We start from the raw sequence: 20156 nt of genomic DNA, 5'->3' as shown, positions 1-20156 counted from the left end.
GGACGCTTATTCATTATTATTGATTGTCTGGTTGAGTCTTTTCGGCCTGGATCCGTTGATAAATTTCTTCACGGTGAACAGAAACTTCTTTTGGGGCATTAACACCAATACGTACTTGGTTGCCTTTTACGCCCAATACGGTCACTGTTACCTCATCGCCTATCATGAGTGTTTCACCAACTCGACGAGTCAGAATAAGCATTCTTTGCTCCTTGAAATATTAAAAGAGTCGGGTCTCTAGGTATTCCCCGCTATTGTCCATCACACACCGTGAAAACGTAAAGCAATGACATTCACCTAAAGCATTGATGCCATCAAGGCAATAATTCTAATTATTTACAAGCAAAATATAACACTACCGGCAACATATTAACAATGCTGCAACAGATTAAAGTTACCCCACTAAAATGGGGTAACTTCGCAGCAATTACAGTTTAGAATCAACCCATTGTTCGACACTTTCCATCGCTGTTGGTAATGCGCTTACGTCAGTACCTCCAGCCATCGCCATGTCTGGTCGACCGCCACCTTTACCGCCTACTTGTTGAGCAACGTAGGATACCAAATCACCTGCTTTAATTTTAGCAGTCAAATCATTAGTCACACCAACAATTATACTGACTTTATCACCACTTGTGGTTGAAAGCACGATAATCGCCGATTTCAGCTGATTTTTTAGATCATCGACCATTGTTCTCAATAGTTTAGGATCAGTATCGCTTAATTGACTAACTAATAGTTTGATACCTTTAACATCTTTCGCTTTACTACCTAGTGAAGCACTTTCTTGAGAGGCTTGCTGATCTTTTAATTGCAAAATCTCTTTTTCAAGATTTCGTGATTTATCCAATGCAGCTTTAACTTTCTCAACTAGGCTATTTGCATCACCTTTTAATAGGTGAGCAATTGCAGAAAGTTGTTCTGACTGAGCATGTAAGTGCTCCATTGCAGTTGCGCCGGTTGTCGCTTCGATACGACGAACCCCTGCAGCGGTACCAGACTCACTTAAGATACTGAACAGGCCAATATCCCCTGTGCGGCTAGCATGTGTACCACCACATAATTCGATGGAGAAATTCCCCATACTCAGAACACGTACGCGCTCTTCATATTTTTCACCGAATAATGCCATAGCCCCTTTCGCTTTCGCACCCTCTAAATCCATCAACTCAGTTTCAATTTCTGAGTTTTGGCGGATCTGCGCGTTCACAATATCTTCCACTTGACGCAGTTGCTGTTGTGTCATCGCTTCAAAATGAGAGAAGTCAAAACGGAGATACTTGTCATTTACCAACGAGCCTTTTTGAGAAACGTGCTCGCCTAAGACTTGGCGTAATGCTGCATGTAATAAGTGAGTCGCCGAGTGGTTTAGACGAATAGCATTACGTCTTTCACTATTGACTATAGCCGCAATTCGATGGTTAACAACTAATGAACCTGATTCGACCTTACCCACATGACCAATTGCTTGACCATATTTTTGGGTATCAGTCACAGTAAAGCTAGCGCTGTCATTTTTGAGAACACCAGTATCACCAACTTGACCACCAGATTCTGCGTAGAATGCAGTTTTATCAAGGATCACTAACCCTTCATCACCCGCCTGCAGGGAATCAACCGGCTGACCATCTTTATATAATGCTGTGATAGTCGCTTGCTGTTCATCATGCTGATAGCCTGAGAATTCACTGTGCTTATCAACTTTGATCAGGGCATTATAGTCTGCACCGAAGCCGCTTGACTCTCTCGCACGACGACGCTGGTCTTCCATTGCACGCTCAAAGCCATCTTCATCTACTTTGAGGTTGCGCTCGCGGCATACGTCCGCCGTTAAATCTAACGGGAATCCATAAGTATCATAGAGACGGAATGCGGTTTCACCATCTAGCGTATCGCCTTTCAGTGATGCCAGCTCTTCATCTAATAATTGCAGACCGCGCTCTAAAGTACGCGCAAACTGTTCTTCTTCAGTTTTTAATACTTTTTCAACTAAAGCTTGTTGACGCTGTAGCTCTTCCGCTGCAGGTCCCATTACTTTAATTAGGGTAGAAACTAATTTATAGAAGAACGTTTCTTTCGCACCCAGCATATAACCATGACGTACCGCACGGCGAATAATACGACGTAAAACGTAACCACGACCTTCGTTGGATGGAATTACGCCATCACTCACCAAGAACGCACATGAACGAATATGATCAGCAATGACACGCAGAGATTTGTTAGACAGGTCAGTTGCACCTGTCGCTTCTGCTGCTGCTGCAATCAGCTCGCGGAAAATATCGATTTCATAGTTAGAATTCACGTGTTGCAGAACCGCAGAAATACGCTCCAGCCCCATGCCTGTATCTACAGACGGTTTTGGTAGCGGCTCCATGGTACCGTCAGATTGACGGTTGAACTGCATAAAGACGAGGTTCCAGATTTCAATATAGCGGTCGCCATCTTCTTCTGGACTTCCTGGAGGACCACCCCAGATATGATCGCCGTGGTCAAAGAAAATTTCGGTACAAGGTCCGCAAGGCCCTGTATCACCCATCTGCCAGAAGTTGTCAGATGCGTAAGGAGCGCCTTTGTTATCACCAATGCGAATAATACGCTCGACAGGAACACCAATTTCTTTGTTCCAAATATCGTAAGCTTCATCGTCAGTCGCGTATACAGTAACCCACAGTCTTTCTTTTGGTAGGTTAAACCACTGTTCGCTGGTTAAAAGTTCCCATGCAAAGCGAATAGCATCGTGTTTAAAGTAATCACCGAAGCTAAAATTACCTAACATTTCAAAGAATGTGTGGTGGCGAGCGGTATAGCCCACGTTTTCTAAGTCGTTATGTTTACCACCTGCACGTACACAACGTTGTGCGGTTGTCGCTCGGGAATATGCTCGTTTATCCAGACCAAGAAATACATCTTTGAACTGGTTCATCCCTGCGTTAGTGAACAATAGTGTTGGGTCATTATTTGGCACTAGCGAACTGCTGGCTACCACCTGATGACCTTTCGTATGGAAAAAGTCGAGAAACGCTTGACGGATCTCAGCGGTGCTTTTACTCATATTTATCCCGATATCAAGCTGGAAACAGAATTACGAATTGTTGAGATGGAATGTAACATCACCTCTAATCAACTCTCCGATTAAAAAGTGACTGATAAGATAAAGTCTCTTTGTATAGAAGTAAAATATAGATACATCCATTCGCGGCTTTCATTGTAAAGCGTCTGAATATTTTCTGAAAGTATGTTTATACCTCTGGCTAGGGTATTTTTCCACAGAAAAACTGTGCAATAAACTATTATTGTGATAGGCAGAAACAAAAAAGCGCCAGTCAATTAAGAATGGCGCTTTTGATATCAATTTATTTCAATAGGTTAGCGTTGAATTAAAATTCTTCTGGAACTTCCTCTTCATCAGAATCACTGATGAAATCAGTCGCTGCACTGTTAAATTCACCTGTGTGGTTTAATAATAAATCACGCAGCTTTTTATCAATTTCTTGTGCAACTTCAGGATGTTCTTTCAGGTAAGTTGTCGAGTTCGCTTTACCTTGACCAATTTTGTCGCCGTTATAGCTGTACCAAGCACCCGCTTTTTCAATCAGCTTATGTTTAACACCTAAGTCAATCAGCTCACCGAAGGTATTGATACCTTCACCATAAAGGATTTGGAATTCAGCTTGTTTAAATGGCGCCGCAACTTTGTTTTTCACCACTTTAACGCGCGTTTCGCTACCAACAATTTCTTCACCGTTTTTCACTGCACCAATACGGCGGATATCTAAACGAACAGAAGCGTAGAATTTCAGTGCGTTACCACCAGTCGTGGTTTCTGGGTTACCAAACATCACACCAATCTTCATACGGATCTGGTTGATGAAAATCAGCAAAGTATTTGAATTTTTCAGGTTACCCGCTAATTTGCGCATTGCTTGGCTCATCATACGCGCCGCAAGGCCCATATGAGAATCACCGATTTCGCCTTCAATTTCCGCTTTTGGTGTTAATGCTGCAACGGAGTCAACGATGATCACGTCTACCGCACCAGAGCGAGTTAATGCATCACAGATCTCTAACGCTTGCTCACCCGTATCTGGTTGGGAACACAGAAGGTTATCAATATCAACGCCTAATTTTTTCGCGTAGATAGGGTCAAGCGCATGCTCAGCATCAATAAACGCACAAGTTTTACCACTACGTTGAGCTGCAGCAATAACTTGCAGAGTTAATGTCGTTTTACCTGAAGATTCAGGGCCGTAGATTTCAACAATACGCCCTAATGGCAAACCACCCGCACCTAAAGCAACGTCAAGAGATAAAGAGCCTGTTGAAATGGTTTCAACATCCATTGTGCGGTCTTCACCAAGACGCATAATGGAGCCTTTACCGAATTGCTTTTCGATTTGACCTAATGCCGCAGCAAGTGCTTTTTGTTTGTTTTCATCAATAGCCATGTTCACTCCCTAAGGCAATGGTGGTAACCATTGCGAATAAAACGATTGAATTCGATTTGTTGGAACTAAGTATACTGTATAATCATACAGTATCAAGAAAATTTTTCAGATATTAACTGTAAAAGCGTTTCCAGCGAATAACCTGTTGATTGCAAACGAACTTGATACCTATCACCTTCGAATATCTGATGACGAGTCACAACATCCACAGTACCATTGGCCTGCTTTAATGCAAAACCAAACCAAACTGTCCCGACAGGTTTATCTTCGCTGCCGCCGCCCGGTCCAGCAATTCCACTGACTGACATCGCAAAGTCTGCCTGGGCTTCATTTAATGCTCCAAGTGCCATTTCCTGAACCACTTGCTGACTAACTGCACCAAAACGCGTTAATGAGTCGTTGGTTACCCCAATCATTTGGTGCTTAGCTTCATTACTGTAAGTCACAAACCCACGGTTAAAATAAGCTGAGCTGCCTGCAATATCCGTCAACACTTTGGCAATCCATCCACCAGTACAGGATTCCGCCGCCGTCACTGTTTTATCAAGTTGCAGTAAACGCTGTCCTAACTGAATACTTAATATTTCGAGTTGCTTCTCATCTATCATTTGGTTATTCACCGTTATGCTGTTTTCTTACGAGCGCGATCCCAAATCCACAGCCCTGCAATCGCAATTGCGAATACCACGCCAAAACCGACACCTACGCTCACGACCGAGAATCCGACCTTTATCGCCAGAGAATATAACCCTAGCATTAATAGCATGGCACTGTTTTCGCCGAGATTTTGTACTGCGATGGCATTACCTGCTCCGACTGTTTCTTTACCTTTCTCTTGAAGTAAAGCATTCAGTGGAACCACAAATAGCCCACCAAAAATCCCTAATACCATCAAAATAAAATAGGAAGGAATAATATTGGTTTGTAGTGAAAGGAAAACCACCATAACCCCAATCACAATCCCTGCAGGAATACAGCGATAGACCGTTTTTAAGGTGATAAATTTCGCCGCTAACCCTGCCCCCACAACAATACCTACCGCCACCATCGCATTCAAAATGGTTGGGGTTGTATTATCTTGCAATCCTAAAGCCACTGGCACCCACGCCACCAGCAAGAAACGCAATGTTACCCCTGCGCCCCAAAACATGCTGGTGCCCACAAGGGAAAAACGACTTTCTTGATTTGCCCATAAAATACGACAGGCGGAGAAGAAGTCCCCCAGCAACTGTTTGAAATTCCATCCTGTTCCCGGTCTTGCAGCCGCTAAGTGGGGAATAAAAAAGTTAAAAATGACCGCGAGCGCATACAGTAAAGAACAAGTTCCCAATGCCAATAGTAGGTTAATGTCAGAGAGCATACCGCCAACCACAGAACCCACTAAAATCGCTGCGATCGTAGAGGCTTCCATTAGTCCGTTAGCTTTGACTAAATTATCGCCACCTGTAAGTTCACCCAAAATACCATATTTTGCCGGAGAATATGCAGCGGCACCGACACCGACTAACCCGTAACAGAGGAATGGATTAACCCCTAAGCAGATCCCCAATGCCCCAATAAATTTAAATATGTTGGAAAACAGCATCACGCGGCCTTTAGAAAATCTATCCGCAATTTGCCCCACAAATGGTGCCAGCACAATATAGGTGAAGACAAACACCATTTGTAGAATTGGATGGCTCCATTCTGGGTAAAATTCCGCTTTTAACTGCGCTAATATCGCGAATAATAACGCGTTATCTGCAAATGCAGAAAGAAACTGAGACGCCAGAACGGCTTTCATTCCGGTGCTCATCAGTGGCGTATTTGGTGTGCTTTCCTGCATATTATTCCCCTGTTAACGCCATCTGTTTTAATGTCACAAAGTCCGTTTTTCCGCTACCTAATACTGGTAAGGCTTTAACCCAACGAATATCCCGAGGAACCGCTAATTCAGTTAAACCTTTACCTTTCGCTGCGGCAGATAATGCACCTCGGTCAAGATCCTTATCCGTGGTAAATAACACCAACGCTTCCCCTTTGCTACTGTCGGGTTTGGTCACAACACCGTGGTCGCAGCTTGGAGAGATCTCAGCCACCATTTGTTCAATACTTTCAAGAGAAACCATTTCGCCAGCGAGTTTAGCAAAGCGCTTCACTCGTCCTTTAATGGTGCAGAAGTTTTTATTGTCTAACTCAACAATATCCCCAGTGTCATACCAGCCTGGTTCTATCTCGCCCTGAGCATTTTCCGCTTTTGGCTCCTCTAACACGCCCGGCGCTTCTACACGTAAGTAACCCTTCATTATATTTGGGCCTTTCAGTTGAAGTTTTCCACCGTGTTCAATACCCGGTAATGGTATAATACGGGCTTCCATACTGGGTAAAATCTGCCCTACAGAGCCTTCTTTCGCCGCCATAGGGACATTAATAGAGACTATCGGCGCACACTCCGTCACGCCATAACCTTCAAGAATACGGATACCAAATTTTTCGTACCAAATTTTCTTGGTTTTATCTGACAGTTTTTCTGCGCCAGCCACAATATAACGAACTCTTGCAAAATCATACGGATGGGCAAAACGTGCATAATTGCCTAAGAATGTTGAGGTTCCAAACAGAACGGTACAATTTCGGTCATATACCAATTCAGGAATAATTCGGTAATGTAATGGACTTGGATATAGGAAGACGCGGCTCCCAGAAAACAGCGGGATAAATAACCCAACGGTTAATCCAAATGCGTGGAATAACGGCAGTGATGACATAAAACGGTCACGCGGCGTAAAATCGGCAATGGTTTTGATCTGTTCAACGTTAGCCATTAAGCTACGATGACTATGCACTACGCCTTTTGGCGTCCCTTCAGAACCAGAGGTAAATAATACAATGGCTTCGTCATCCACGTTACGGGGAACAATAGCGTTACGTGGTGAGAATAAATGCTTAACAATCCACCACTTATCTTGGAAAGTGACAGTATCTTTTAAATCTTCGAGGTAAATCCACGTGGCTTCAGGCACTTGCTCAGGAATATGAGTTAGTTTCCCTTTTTCCAAAAATTGTCTTGAAGTAAAGACCACCTTCGCCGTTGACGCTTTCAAAGCATTACTGATCCCGTGGCTTCCCGCCGTGTAGTTCAGCATTGCAGGCACACGACCACGCATTAAGCAGCCAAAAATCGCCGCGGCAGTCACTGTCGCATTGGGCAGTAATAGCCCGACGCGTTCATTTTCATGAGTATAGCGTTCGATAATTCGCCCAACACCAAGAGATTTTTTCAGTAATCCTTGATAGTTATCTTCTTTAAAAGCGATATCTTCAATGCAGCGAGAACGACGCCCGTAACGCTCAATACTATCAATAAAGGCTTCGACTAGCGTCATTTGCGGGCGGCTTGCCATACGTGCCGCTTTCATGATTTGGTAAAGGTGTTCACCCGCTAATGCTCGGCGCTCAACTGCACGAGGTGCATCCGGCATAGGAATGGCTTCAGCAGGTAGAATGTGTAACTTGATTTTCGGGAACCACTTTAACGGGATAACCCCTTTTAAGCGCCCAAAGTAACTTCGCTCAGCACCATCAATACGAATAGGGACAATTTTTGCCCCTGATTTGGCAGCGACAAAAGCCGCACCTTCATAGATCTTCATTAAAGAGCCATGAACAGAAATGCGGCCTTCTGGGAAAATAACGATTGGGCGACCTTTGTCCACTTCACGAACTAAGTGTCTGAGGCCCAACGGGTTCTTTGGATCTAATGCAACAACATCGGCATAAGGCTTAAGACGCTTGATCATCTTAGGCGTTGCCACTGTGCTGTACATAGCAAATACAGGTTTTACTGGTAAGAATAGCGCAATCAACACACCATCAAGAAAAGAGACATGGTTTGGCGTAATGATACATTTGTCTTGATTGAACTCATTTGGGTTGCCAATGACTTCGACACGAAACAAAAACTTCAGTACTTTTTTTATTATCTTTGCCAACATAATGATTCCCTTTCTTATGGTGATAATTTTATCTATTGATTAACAATTAGATACTACAATAATTATCTCGTGGCCAATGCGCCTCATTAAGGGGTTTATCCTAAAGGCATTGGTATACCAAATATTTATCTCAAATTTGCGATCTGCTTAATGATAGCATCAATGGATTGATTGGCATCAATAACGTGGTGCGCAGTCGATAAATAGATAGGATCACGCTGCTCCATCACCTCTTCAATTTCTTCAAGCAGTGATTTTCCCGTTAAGCTCGGTCGCTGTTCTGCTTGAGGCTCTGCCGCAAGCCGCTGTGCGAGGGTTTCAGGAGTGGAACGTAAATAAATGACCGTTCCATTATCCCGCATAACCTGCTGATTTTCAGAGGCTAAAATAATACCGCCCCCTGTTGAAACAATGGCTTTTTGTGGTTCGATTGAAGCAAGAATTTGGCTTTCTAGCTGACGAAAATAGTCCCAACCTTGTTGCTGGACAATGTCAGCAATGCTCATTCCCGCGTGTTCTAAAATAAGTTTGTCGGTATCAATAAACTGGTAACCCGTTTTTTCTGCGAGCTTCTTACCAATCGTTGTTTTTCCTGAGCCTCTAGGCCCAATAATGTAGAACATCGATATTCATCCCATCATCATGATTACTATGATAAATTTTCCATACACATGCTTCTAGCAGGTTAGCCAAAATGGCGAATAGTCTAAAAAAATAAAGCCACACGCAGTGTGGCTCGAAATTATTATGATTAAATTATGGCCGACTTAAAAAGTCACCGTAACCAATCCATTTATAAGTAGTCAGAGCATCTAACCCCATAGGTCCACGGGAATGGAGTTTTTGGGTACTCACAGCCACTTCAGCACCGAGTCCAAACTGCCCACCATCGGTAAAACGGGTGCTGGCATTAACGTATACCGCAGCCGAGTCCACACGCTGCACAAAGTAATCCGCTTGGCGAATAGACTCCGTTAAGATGGCGTCAGAGTGTGCGGTACCATAGTGACGAATATGTTCGATAGCGGCATCAATCCCTGAAACAATCTCAACGTTCAAGTCCAAAGATAACCATTCATCCACTAAGTTTTCCGCTTGAACAGGAACCACTTTAGCAGCGCCATCTTTCAAGAATGCCATTGCTTTCTCGCTGGCATGTAATGTCACTTGCTGCTGAGCCATTTTTTCACTTAAACGCGGTAAGAAACTCGCCGCAATGTCTTCATGAACCAACAGTGTTTCCAATGAATTACATGCACTTGGACGCTGAACTTTAGCATTAGTAATGACACTCAGTGCCTTATCAAAATCCACAGAGTCATCTACAAAAGTATGGCAAACACCAATTCCGCCAGTGATCACCGGGATTGTAGATTGCTCTCGACATAATTTATGTAAACCCGCACCGCCGCGAGGGATCAGCATATCCACATAGCGATCCAATTTTAATAATTGAGCCACTAATTCACGATCCGGATTATTGATTGCCTGTACCGCATTGGCTGGCAGCCCGCTATTTTTCAGCGCTTGCTGAATAACCTCTACCACAGCAAGATTGGTATTATGCGTCTCTTTTCCACCGCGCAGAATAACCGCATTTCCCGTTTTTAAACATAAAGAAGCGACATCCACAGTAACATTAGGGCGGGCTTCATAGATCACTCCAATAACCCCTAACGGAACACGACGACGTTGTAAATTTAACCCGCTATCTAACTCGCTACCATCAAGGACTTGCCCTACAGGATCAGCCAACTGGCACACTTTTCTGACGTCATCCGCGATGCTTTTTAAGCGCGCTTGGGTCAGTAATAAACGATCTTGTAATGCTTCGCTCATACCACTTTGCTGAGCTTGAGCCATATCCTGCTGGTTAGCCGCTAAAATACTGGCACTCTTTTGCTCTAAGAGGTCAGCAATTTGCTCAAGCGCACTATTTTTTTGTTTGGTATTGAATTGAGTCAACTGCCATGACGCTTCGCGCGCCGCTTTACCCATTTGTTCTAACATAATTAACTCACTATCATATCGTCGCGATGAACGGCAACTGAGCCATGTTCATAGCCAAGGATTTTACCAATATCTTGGGAATGATGACCTGCAATCATTCTGAGCGCATCACTATTATAGTGGCTTACGCCATGTGCCAAATCTTTGCCTGCCATATTGCGAATACGGATCACTGCGCCACGGGAGAAATCGCCTTCTATTTTCTTAATACCCTTTGGCAATAATGAGCTGCCTTTTTCGGTGATCGCCAACTGCGCGCCATCATCAATATAAACATCCCCCGCCGCTGGCGCGCCAAAAATCCAGCGCTTACGGTTTTCCATTGGGTTTTTCTGCCCATAAAAACGGGTTCCCACAGGGATATTTTCAATCACTGAATTGATGACATCCGGTTTATTCCCCGCTGCAATAAACACGTCAATCCCAGCACGGCCAGCAACATCAGCCGCCTGTAATTTTGTTGCCATTCCACCGGTACCTAAGCCCGTTACACTATCCCCTGCCATACGGCGTAAATCATCATTAATGCCATGAACTTCAGGGATTAGTTTTGCGTTCGGATTACTGCGTGGATCCGCGTCGTAAAGGCCTTCAATATCGGTTAATAACAGTAATTTATCTGCATCACCAAGAATGGCAGCAAGTGCGGATAAGTTATCATTATCCCCCACTTTAATTTCGGCTGTCGCCACTGCATCGTTTTCGTTGATCACCGGAATAATACCGTTATCTAACAGCGCTTGCAGTGTGTCTCGCGCATTTAAAAAACGTTCGCGATCTTCAAGATCTGCACGAGTTAACAGCATTTGGCCAATGTGAATGCCGTAGATGGAAAAAAGCCTTTCCCATAATTGGATTAAACGACTTTGACCGACCGCCGCCAGCAACTGTTTAGATGCAATGGTGGCCGGCAGTTCGGGGTAATTGAGATGTTCACGTCCTGCAGCAATTGCGCCAGACGTGACAATAATAATTCGGTGACCTTTTTCATATTGCTGCGCACACTGTCGAACCAACTCAACGATATGAGCTTGATTTAAACGACGTGAGCCCCCTGTTAAGACACTTGTGCCAAGTTTGACCACGAGTGTTTGGCTATTTTTCATCTTTTTTCTGCCATTAGGATTAATAAATACAAAGTGGGTATCAGTTTTATCAGGAGATGCGCGTTATGCCAACAGGCATAACGCAAAATTAAACAAAAGTTGGTTTAAAACAATTTTATGCGCTTAATTCCAGCTTTAATTCTGTCATTAAGGGGGATGGGAACAAGCTTAATTCTAGAGCGGATAATTGCTGGGAAAGGCGTTGATGGAAGGCATGCAGGTTCTTTTCGACGGCATCCGTCGTTGCGGCATCTTTCAAGGTTTTTGCTTGCCAATTTCCCTGATTATTGTAGATCCCTAATTTATAAGCAAATTCGAACCCTTCATCCGTGGAAGCTAATTCTAACCACCATCCCCAAAACTCTCGTTTTTCAGGCGCAATATTCGCATTAACACAGACAACTAAGCTATCAAAAAAGTAGCAGTTTTTGATAGATTGTTGCTCACGTAAATAAGGCCCTATCGCAGCAAATTTCTTTAAAAACTTTCCATTTGTGTAATCAGTCGGTAACGCCATATTAAGGATCTCCTTCTTGGGAAGATCCCTTTTTAACAAATGTTAAAAAATAAGCAAGCTATTCAATACAATTATAATATTTTACTTTCTAACCATTTGGTTGTATCTGACATGGATCGCTCGAAAGCCTCTAAAATAGGGCTACTTGGTAACGTCAATAAATGACTATCCATAGATGAACGCGCTATTAAATCTGAATCAGCTTTCGGACTGTAGGGATCATTTTTAAAACATACTGACATCATCGGTACTTGGTTACGGCGTCCCAACAGGCCTTGATTACGCAGTGAATAACAGCTGAGCTCATGGCGTAATGATTGACCATCAACTTGATAAATTCCTAAGCGGCTAGCAAAAACATCCAGCACCATACGGGGAATATCTTTCTGATATTTTTCTTCATGTAATAGGCTATGGACGATAGGGCCAATCACCGCAACGGCTTTGATTTTATCTGGGCACATATACGCTAAGCGAACAGCGATATTCGCGCCAAAACGGATCCCAGTGATTGCAAATCGCGTGTGGTCAATCCATGGGATGGTGTCGAGCTGGCGAACAATCTGTTCATGCAATGTACTGGTTTCTTGCGAAAGGCAGTACTTGCCAGAATAACCGATAGATGGCATATCCAGCGTTAGCATCGCAATACCACGAGGCTCTAAATATTCTCGAAAGTAGCGGCTGTAATCTGTTTGTAAACTATCCAGCATGCCACAAACCATCACTGTTGGATAAGGACCTTGAACATTCGATGGTATGTGCAAAAAGCCACAGACTTCTTTACCACCATCAACTTTGAATGGGATTTTTTTCAATTGGTACTGTGAGAATTTTGCCGCACTATCATAAGCTTTACAGGCTAACACAATCGCTTGATCCGCCAGCTCATCCCCTTTAATAAACGGGTATGCCGCAATACTGTATAAGTTAGCGGCACGCAACCACGCATCGCACGCTTCCTGGCCTTTTTCAAATTCTAAGGCTTTTTGTTGCCAGTGCATGGCTTGATGTGACCATTCAAAGCACCAATTACCGCGACGATTCCCAATGACGGTATCAAGCCATTCTTCACGGCTACGTTTAGCATCCGAAATAGCAATACGGCTTAGAACTTCTTCAATTTCAATCGCATCAATACCACGCCAAATCCACATTAACCGGTTAAGAGTACGATACCAATGATTATGCGAAGAGCCACTTAATACACTGTGGTTCTCTAATTGGGAAAGGGTATGGGAGGAATAAGAAACCAACGTTGATGTTTCAACTTGTCTAACGCGAGGTTTAAAGAGTTTTTCGGATAAATTTTGCTGAGTCATGTGGGTTCCCTACTTTTACCTATTAAGTCTGTCACATAAACAAAAAGGGAGTGCATTTCGCACTCCCTTCTATCATATCGTGTTTAGCTCAAATCACTTAGGTAATAATGTGTTGTTTTTATCAAACAAACGCGACCTATCACGGCTAAACAGATTTAAATTATTTCGTTCAGACTACTTATCTTGTTCACACAGAGGATCGATAAACACAACGCCCATATCCCAAGGCTGTTCAATCCAAGTGTTTTGTGGGATATCAACCACATAATCATCCACTAATGGGCGACCTGCTGGTTTTGCAAAGATAGTCACGAAGTGTGCTTTTGGATACATGTCGCGGATAGCTTTCGCAGTGCCACCAGTATCCACTAAATCGTCAATCACGATAAAGCCTTCACCATCGCCTTCAGCGCGTTTGATGACATTCAATTCGCGTTGGTTGTCATGGTCATAGCTAGAGATACAAACGGTGTCAACATGACGAATACCCAGCTCACGCGCTAACAGTGCGCCTGGGACTAAACCACCACGGCTAACTGCGATGATACCAGTCCATTGTTTTGCTGGTAATAAACGTTGTGCGAGTTTACGGGCATGTATTTGCAACATATCCCACGTTACGACATATTTTTCGCTCATAAAATTCGGGTCCCGAAGGTGAGTAAAACAGAAATGTGTCTTGCGGAAAAAAGGTTGCGCGAGATTATAGTGATTTGGCGCAGGAAAAACCAGTGAAACCATCCCACTAAATGAATTATTCTTATTAGCGCTCTCCATTATTCGATAGAAAGTGTTATGCTGAACCAATACATAAAACCGCTTAAAACCTGAGTTATTACACTTAAGTGCAATCTTAAATTAAGCGACCAACGCCGTCAGTTAATTGTTTTGGATGTAAGCCAATCCCCAGCTTGAAATATGACGGAAAGATTACGATCAAAGTGCCAAGGAGAAGAACGTGTCACAATTATCAACGCTAAAACCACAACCATTGTGGGATATTTTCGCTAAAATCTGCTCCATCCCTCACCCATCAAAACACGAAGAAGCTTTAGCCGCCCACATCATGGAATGGTCTAAAGGGAAAGGTTTTCACGTTGAGCGCGACCAAGTTGGTAATATCTTAATCCGTAAACCAGCGACTACAGGCTACGAAAACCGCAAGCCTGTTGTACTGCAAGCTCACTTAGACATGGTGCCGCAAAAAAATAACGATACAGAGCACGATTTCACTAAAGATCCTATCCGCCCTTATATTAATGGTGAGTGGGTTACTGCTGAAGGCACAACATTAGGTGCAGATAACGGCATCGGTATGGCTTCTGCATTAGCTGTATTAGCGGATGACAGCGTTGAGCACGGCCCACTGGAAGTATTACTGACCATGACCGAAGAAACCGGTATGGACGGCGCTTTCGGTCTACAACCAAACTGGTTACAAGCGGATATTCTGATCAACACTGACTCAGAAGAAGAAGGCGAAATTTACATGGGTTGTGCAGGTGGCGTTGATTTCACTGCGACATTTGATTTAACCCGTGAAGCATTACCACAAGGTTATAAAACCTTCCGTATGACCTTAAAAGGCCTTAAAGGCGGTCACTCTGGTGGCGACATTCACTTAGGTTTAGGTAATGCCAACAAACTGTTAGCGCGTTTCGTAGCGGGTCACGCTGAAGATTTAAGCTTAAAACTGCTGGAATTCACTGGTGGTACTCTACGCAACGCGATTCCACGCGAAGGCCAAGTAACCATCGCAGTGCCAGCTGATAAAGTCGCTGAATTAACCGCATTAAGAACTCGCTACGAAGGCATTCTGAAAAATGAATTAGCCGCTGTAGAACCTAACTTAGTTTTACTGCTAGATGAAGCAACGAGTGACTTAAAAGCACTGACTGATGATTGCCAACAACGTTTAGTTTTCTTCCTGAACTCTGCACCAAGCGGTGTTATCCGTATGAGTGATGTGGTGAAAGGGGTTGTTGAAACTTCGCTGAACGAAGGCGTTGTGAAAATGACTGAAGACAAAGCCGAAGTGATCTTCTTAATCCGTTCGTTAATCGACTCTGGTAAAAACTACGTCGTTAATATGCTGACGTCTCTGACAAAACTGGCGAAAGCTCAGTACCAAGCTGAAGGTGGATACCCAGGTTGGCAGCCAGATGCAGACTCACCAGTCATGCATATTGTTAGCGACACTTACCAAAAACTGTTTGGTAAAATCCCAAATATCATGGTTATCCATGCGGGTCTTGAGTGCGGTCTATTCAAAAAGCCTTATCCATTAATGGATATGGTCTCCATTGGACCAACCATCCGTGGTGCACACTCACCAGATGAGCGCGTTCACATTGAGAGCGTGGGTCAATACTGGACACTGCTAACTGCTATCTTAAAAGCTATCCCAGTGAAAAACTAATTCGGCTTTAAGCTATCAATATCAGGGTCATAAGCTACGGTTTATGACCCTATTTTTTTCATTCTTTAAACATAATAAAAGCTATAAAAGTAATGAAAGCTGCCTTTCGATTTGTGGATTTTGCAGTGTCACATGCAAGCCCACTAACCTGACACCTCGCCCTGCCCGCCGATTTTCCCAAGCCTGCTGTGCCAACCGAATAAGATCCTGCTTATCTATAATGGGATAAACATGCTCTTGCGTCGTTTGCTGAAAATCCTCAAATTTTAATTTCACACCTTGGCGAGCAATACGCAGATCTGGCTTCACTTTCTCTAAGCGAAAATGTAGCTCATCGTATAAAGTATCGAGTAAAGGCAAACACTCCTCCCACTGATGAATATCTTTGGCGAGAGTGCGTTCTACCCCAACGGATTTACGTAAGCGTTCAGTATTTACTGCTCGTTCATCAATGCCATGACAGCGCTCCCACAGAACCTGTCCAAATTTACCCATGCTTTTTACCAACGCCAGCATGTCATAGCGCTGAACATCCGCGCAGGTCAATAACCCCATGTCCGCCAGTTTTTGCGCTGTCACTTTTCCAACACCGGGGATCTTTTTTAATGGTAGCGTGGCAATAAACGCCGGTAATTCCTGTGGCGTGATCACAAATTGCCCATTGGGTTTATTCATATCAGAGGCGATTTTGGCGAGGAATTTAATCGGGGCAATTCCCGCAGAAGCAGTGAGCTGAAGCTCATCAAAAATTTGTTGGCGGATAGCCTCGGCGATGAGCGTGGCAGAGCCGTGAAGCTGCTGGCAATCAGTCACATCCAAATAGGCCTCATCTAAAGATAATGGCTCAATAAGATCGGTATAGCGGGCAAATATTTGCCGAATATGATGGGAAACTTCTTTATAGACCGCCATACGACCGGGGACGACTTTCAGGTGAGGACATAGTTTCAATGCCAACGCCGTCGACATTGCGCTATGAACGCCATAGCGTCTCGCTTCATAATTTGCGGTACTCAATACGCCACGTCGGTCTGCACTTCCCCCGACAGCCAGTGGAACATTGCGTAATTTTGGGTCATCGCGCATCTCTATCGCAGCAAAAAAGCAATCCATATCAATATGAATAATTTTACGCATGATAGCTGCCCCCAACCAATGATTACTGAATAAATATACAGTAGTTTTATTAGCCATGCAACTTATTCATCTGATTGAAATGTATTCCTGAAATACTGTAAATGACCGAAAAAGTAAAAAGTTACTCCTAATTTATAGGCTTATTGCTTACAAAGTTGATGGAACATATTACAACAACCACTCGGTCAATCTCATGTTAGTTCATTGAATTTTCTATTATTATGGATTATACAAATGCAAATTATATCAACGTCAGTGTTCAAAAAATCCGCCGCGATAGGTTTACTACTTTTGGTTAGCCAATCCGCTTCCGCATTAATGCCGCAAATTGTGGCACACCGCGCAGGTACCGCAGATGCCCCTGAAAATACTCTTTATGCGATCGAACAAGCCAAAAGCAATAAAGCTGATGCAATTTGGTTAACTGTTCAGCTCAGTAAAGATAATCAATTAGTCCTTTACCGCCCGAGTGACTTAGACGCTTTAACAGATAAAAGCGGTGTTGTTTCTGATTATTCCGCCAAGCAATTAAGCCAAATAAATGCGGCGTATAAATTTAATCAGAAAAATAACCAACAACTCCCCGCTGCAACAACCACCATCGTGACATTAGAAGAAGTATTAAAAAAATACCCCGATACGATTTTTTATATCGACTTAAAATCCCCAGATGCAGATCCTAATACGCAAGCTCAAGCTATTTTGGCATTGTTGAATAAAACTAACACATTTAACCAAGTCCGTTTTTATTCCACTAACGATGCATTTTTAAAAGCTCTGAAGCCTCTTTCTACTCAGTTACAATTATTTGAAAGCCGTGATGAGACTCGCACCATGCTTGCCAACAGTGTGATGAGCCATCAATGTACGCTTGAGAATGATAAATCTGCAACTCGTTGGTATGGTTTTGAGCTGCATCGTAAAGTTGAAGTCGTTGAGAAATATACCCTTGGTGAAGCGCGTTCCCCAGCAACCCTCTCATGGGATAAAGAAGCTATCGACTGCTTTAGAAAAAATGGCAACGCTTACATTATTGTTTTTGGTGTAAATAGCGATAGCGATTATCAATTGGCTAAAGAAATTGGTGCTGATGCCGTTATGGTCGATTCACCAAAAGCTTTCAAAAAATAAACACTAATTATTAAGCTACTTTATTTTGATAATGATTTATTCAATTTAAGTAGCTTATTTTTATTACTCCTTTTTCTATCTATACATTTTTCTATCTATACATTCCTCTATCTTATATTCCCTTCCTTTTTTAATAATAAATAACATTCAATATTAATTACTTAATAAATCATCGATGCCAAGATAAGTAAATATATTTAAACTCTCATTTCTAAGGAATTTAACATGGCGATATCAAAAGGTTTGCTTTCTATAGAGAACCTATGGAATGAAGACTTAAAAAAGGTGGAAATTTCTTTCAAAAATAATGCGAATGAATATGGAAATGTTTTTATCTTTTATAATCTTATAAATGGAAAAAAGTTAAGCGATATCACTGAGTTCACTTTTTCTTCAACCGAACAAAGTTATTGGATGGGAATAATCACGACAAAGTCAGGAGAAAAATGGAGCAGCATCGATTACTTAGCATGCAAACTCAACGAGAAAGATAATGGCAAAGTCACTCTCAGTTTCAAAGGAAATATGCGGCACATGTTTGTTCACTACCCTATTTCCACATCATGCTCGACTTCATTACATAAAATTTAGTTCGCAATGAAATACATCACTATTTTTATCAAGATAATCTTAAAATAAAAAACCCTAACCGCTCATTAAAGCAACTAGGGTTGATATTCATAACAGTGTAAAAATTACAAAATGCGGTTTTTCTCTAGCATTTTTTGGCGCGCTTCTTCGCGTGCCATACGTTTTTTACGCGCATCGCAAGGTTCAGGGCAATCACAAACTTTCTCTACCCCAATGCTACTTAAACCGCCGCAACTGCCTTGGATACTTTTACGTTTAATAATATACCCAAGGGACATACCTAAAAACGCCAACAAAAATAAGGCAAAGGCTGCAAGAAAAACATTCAACATTCTGCTTTCCTCCTTTTACTGTTTTTTCTGTAAAAATGGCTCGAATGCTTTAGTGTAACGCTCTTCGAAACCTTTATCTGTCTTAACAATCATAAAAACAGGAATATTCATTTTTTCAGCAAGAGCGAGACCAGCTTCTGGCCCCATCACATTGAAACCTGTAGATAATCCATCCGCACTCATGCAATCGTCGGCTAATACCGTAATTGAGACTAAATTGTGGGAAATTGGCTTACCTGTTTTTGGGTCAATTGTGTGTGAGAAATGCACACCATTTTGTTCAAAATAGTTACGATAATCACCTGATGTCGCAATAGATAAGTCACCCGGCTCGATGATTTCCTGTGCCGTTTGACTCACACCATCCGTTGCAGGTTTTTCAATCGCAATACGCCATGGTGTATCTTTGCCATTTTTACCTTTTGTACGGACTTCACCACCAATATCAACCATATAATCATTGATACCGATGGACTCTAAATATTCCGCCACCACATCAACACCATAACCTTTAGCGATTGAAGATAAATCAACATAGAGCTCAGGAATGGTTTTGATTAAGTTGTTGTCTTGTACAGAGAGCTTATCAATACCCACCCATGCGCGACGTTTTTCAAGCTCCTCATCTGTAGGTGCTTTTGTAACTCGACCCTCTGGACCAAACCCCCACAGATTAACCAGTGGACCAACAGTGACATCCAGGCCGCCATCCGTTAATTTATTAATCTCAATGGCTTTACTGACCACTTTTGCCGTCGCAGCAGAAACAGGGAATGGCACATTAACTTCATTGGATTGATTGAAACGACTTAATTCAGAACCAGGGCGATAGGTAGACATCTGGTCGTTCACTTCTTCCAAACGCTTGTCGATTTCGGCTTGGATAGCTTCCGATGAAGGCTCTGAAGAGTCTGTCACGAACTTAACAGAATAATAGGTTCCCATGGTTTGTCCCTGAAGATTCTTTTGTTCAGGTCCACCACATGCGGCAAGATGGAGAGTGGCTGCGAATAGCAGCACAGGAGCAAATACTTTTCTGTTTAGCATAAATTTTCTCAGCGTTAATTGTAAGCGCCCACTAGAGAAAGAGTAGGTGCTGAGACGTCTAACAAACTCAACATTCACAAATCTAGAGAATACTCACGTTTAAAAATTGAATTGCCTATTTG

General features: G+C 42.8%; 17 protein-coding genes and 1 pseudogene. 3 read left to right on the top strand and 15 right to left on the bottom strand.

The window, feature by feature from the left end; translation table 11 throughout:
• Positions 1–16: 16 nt before the first annotated feature.
• From csrA to gpt, 12 genes and pseudogenes are all read right to left on the bottom strand, one after another.
• The gene (gene csrA / locus GKR74_RS17160; protein WP_004264815.1) at positions 17–202 is read right to left on the bottom strand and encodes a carbon storage regulator CsrA; all 186 of its coding nucleotides are present in this window, start codon (positions 200–202) and stop codon (positions 17–19) included.
• Positions 203–427: 225 nt separating this feature from the next.
• Complete coding sequence (gene alaS, locus GKR74_RS17155) at positions 428–3055, bottom strand: alanine--tRNA ligase (protein ID WP_154604578.1); 2628 nt, start codon at positions 3053–3055, stop codon at positions 428–430.
• Between the two features lie 325 nt (positions 3056–3380).
• Positions 3381–4448 carry a recombinase RecA gene (gene recA / locus GKR74_RS17150; RefSeq protein ID WP_036954212.1) on the bottom strand — a complete coding sequence of 356 codons (1068 nt, stop codon included), beginning with the start codon at positions 4446–4448 and terminating at the stop codon, positions 3381–3383.
• Positions 4449–4513: 65 nt separating this feature from the next.
• Positions 4514–5056: pseudogene (gene pncC, locus GKR74_RS17145) on the bottom strand (nicotinamide-nucleotide amidase).
• Between the two features lie 14 nt (positions 5057–5070).
• The gene (gene lplT, locus GKR74_RS17140) at positions 5071–6273 is read right to left on the bottom strand and encodes a lysophospholipid transporter LplT (RefSeq protein ID WP_154604577.1); all 1203 of its coding nucleotides are present in this window, start codon (positions 6271–6273) and stop codon (positions 5071–5073) included.
• 1 nt (position 6274) lies between these two features.
• Complete coding sequence (gene aas / locus GKR74_RS17135) at positions 6275–8422, bottom strand: bifunctional acyl-ACP--phospholipid O-acyltransferase/long-chain-fatty-acid--ACP ligase (protein ID WP_154604576.1); 2148 nt, start codon at positions 8420–8422, stop codon at positions 6275–6277.
• 125 nt (positions 8423–8547) lie between these two features.
• On the bottom strand, positions 8548–9045 hold the full coding sequence (gene aroL, locus GKR74_RS17130; protein WP_154604575.1) for a shikimate kinase AroL: 498 nt from the start codon (positions 9043–9045) through the stop codon (positions 8548–8550).
• A 133-nt stretch (positions 9046–9178) separates the two neighbouring features.
• Positions 9179–10432 (bottom strand): glutamate-5-semialdehyde dehydrogenase, encoded by a 1254-nt coding sequence (proA, locus tag GKR74_RS17125; protein ID WP_154604574.1) that lies wholly within the window; start codon positions 10430–10432, stop codon positions 9179–9181.
• Between the two features lie 2 nt (positions 10433–10434).
• On the bottom strand, positions 10435–11538 hold the full coding sequence (proB, locus tag GKR74_RS17120) for a glutamate 5-kinase (protein WP_036954225.1): 1104 nt from the start codon (positions 11536–11538) through the stop codon (positions 10435–10437).
• A gap of 115 nt (positions 11539–11653) precedes the next feature.
• Positions 11654–12055, bottom strand: a complete 402-nt coding sequence (gene crl, locus GKR74_RS17115) for a sigma factor-binding protein Crl (RefSeq protein WP_154604573.1) — start codon at positions 12053–12055, stop codon at positions 11654–11656.
• A 71-nt stretch (positions 12056–12126) separates the two neighbouring features.
• Positions 12127–13377, bottom strand: a complete 1251-nt coding sequence (frsA, locus tag GKR74_RS17110; RefSeq protein ID WP_154604572.1) for an esterase FrsA — start codon at positions 13375–13377, stop codon at positions 12127–12129.
• 174 nt (positions 13378–13551) lie between these two features.
• On the bottom strand, positions 13552–14016 hold the full coding sequence (gene gpt / locus GKR74_RS17105) for a xanthine phosphoribosyltransferase (protein ID WP_108479429.1): 465 nt from the start codon (positions 14014–14016) through the stop codon (positions 13552–13554).
• Between the two features lie 319 nt (positions 14017–14335).
• On the opposite strand from gpt, the gene pepD reads away from it, so the two are divergent.
• Positions 14336–15796, top strand: a complete 1461-nt coding sequence (gene pepD, locus GKR74_RS17100) for a beta-Ala-His dipeptidase (protein ID WP_181478099.1) — start codon at positions 14336–14338, stop codon at positions 15794–15796.
• An 81-nt stretch (positions 15797–15877) separates the two neighbouring features.
• Here pepD and dinB read toward each other — a convergent pair whose 3' ends face one another.
• Positions 15878–16933, bottom strand: coding sequence for a DNA polymerase IV (dinB, locus tag GKR74_RS17095; RefSeq protein WP_154604571.1), 1056 nt, complete (start codon positions 16931–16933; stop codon positions 15878–15880).
• A 234-nt stretch (positions 16934–17167) separates the two neighbouring features.
• On the opposite strand from dinB, the gene GKR74_RS17090 reads away from it, so the two are divergent.
• Together GKR74_RS17090 and GKR74_RS17085 are read left to right on the top strand one after the other, a co-directional pair.
• Positions 17168–18064 carry a glycerophosphodiester phosphodiesterase family protein gene (locus tag GKR74_RS17090; RefSeq protein WP_154604570.1) on the top strand — a complete coding sequence of 299 codons (897 nt, stop codon included), beginning with the start codon at positions 17168–17170 and terminating at the stop codon, positions 18062–18064.
• A 225-nt stretch (positions 18065–18289) separates the two neighbouring features.
• Entirely contained in the window at positions 18290–18655 is a 366-nt protein-coding gene (locus tag GKR74_RS17085; protein ID WP_154604569.1) for a hypothetical protein, read from the top strand.
• Between the two features lie 104 nt (positions 18656–18759).
• Here GKR74_RS17085 and nqrM read toward each other — a convergent pair whose 3' ends face one another.
• Positions 18760–18987: a (Na+)-NQR maturation NqrM gene (nqrM, locus tag GKR74_RS17080; protein ID WP_154604568.1), complete on the bottom strand. Its 228-nt coding sequence runs from the start codon at positions 18985–18987 to the stop codon at positions 18760–18762.
• 15 nt (positions 18988–19002) lie between these two features.
• Positions 19003–20034 (bottom strand): FAD:protein FMN transferase, encoded by a 1032-nt coding sequence (locus GKR74_RS17075; protein WP_154604567.1) that lies wholly within the window; start codon positions 20032–20034, stop codon positions 19003–19005.
• Positions 20035–20156: the final 122 nt, after the last annotated feature.

The organism is Providencia sp. wls1914, assembly GCF_009706645.1.
Classification (GTDB): domain Bacteria; phylum Pseudomonadota; class Gammaproteobacteria; order Enterobacterales; family Enterobacteriaceae; genus Providencia; species Providencia zhijiangensis.
This window is presented reverse-complemented; position numbering and strand designations above follow the sequence as displayed.

Bases quoted from the DNA above. Each gene is read 5' to 3' on its own strand.
- csrA (WP_004264815.1), bottom strand. From the start codon at position 202: ATGCTTATTCTGACTCGTCGAGTTGGTGAAACACTCATGATAGGCGAT.
- alaS (WP_154604578.1), bottom strand. From the start codon at position 3,055: ATGAGTAAAAGCACCGCTGAGATCCGTCAAGCGTTTCTCGACTTTTTC.
- recA (WP_036954212.1), bottom strand. From the start codon at position 4,448: ATGGCTATTGATGAAAACAAACAAAAAGCACTTGCTGCGGCATTAGGT.
- lplT (WP_154604577.1), bottom strand. From the start codon at position 6,273: ATGCAGGAAAGCACACCAAATACGCCACTGATGAGCACCGGAATGAAA.
- aas (WP_154604576.1), bottom strand. From the start codon at position 8,422: ATGTTGGCAAAGATAATAAAAAAAGTACTGAAGTTTTTGTTTCGTGTC.
- aroL (WP_154604575.1), bottom strand. From the start codon at position 9,045: ATGTTCTACATTATTGGGCCTAGAGGCTCAGGAAAAACAACGATTGGT.
- proA (WP_154604574.1), bottom strand. From the start codon at position 10,432: ATGTTAGAACAAATGGGTAAAGCGGCGCGCGAAGCGTCATGGCAGTTG.
- proB (WP_036954225.1), bottom strand. From the start codon at position 11,538: ATGAAAAATAGCCAAACACTCGTGGTCAAACTTGGCACAAGTGTCTTA.
- crl (WP_154604573.1), bottom strand. From the start codon at position 12,055: ATGGCGTTACCGACTGATTACACAAATGGAAAGTTTTTAAAGAAATTT.
- frsA (WP_154604572.1), bottom strand. From the start codon at position 13,377: ATGACTCAGCAAAATTTATCCGAAAAACTCTTTAAACCTCGCGTTAGA.
- gpt (WP_108479429.1), bottom strand. From the start codon at position 14,016: ATGAGCGAAAAATATGTCGTAACGTGGGATATGTTGCAAATACATGCC.
- dinB (WP_154604571.1), bottom strand. From the start codon at position 16,933: ATGCGTAAAATTATTCATATTGATATGGATTGCTTTTTTGCTGCGATA.
- GKR74_RS17090 (WP_154604570.1), top strand. From the start codon at position 17,168: ATGCAAATTATATCAACGTCAGTGTTCAAAAAATCCGCCGCGATAGGT.
- GKR74_RS17085 (WP_154604569.1), top strand. From the start codon at position 18,290: ATGGCGATATCAAAAGGTTTGCTTTCTATAGAGAACCTATGGAATGAA.
- nqrM (WP_154604568.1), bottom strand. From the start codon at position 18,987: ATGTTGAATGTTTTTCTTGCAGCCTTTGCCTTATTTTTGTTGGCGTTT.
- GKR74_RS17075 (WP_154604567.1), bottom strand. From the start codon at position 20,034: ATGCTAAACAGAAAAGTATTTGCTCCTGTGCTGCTATTCGCAGCCACT.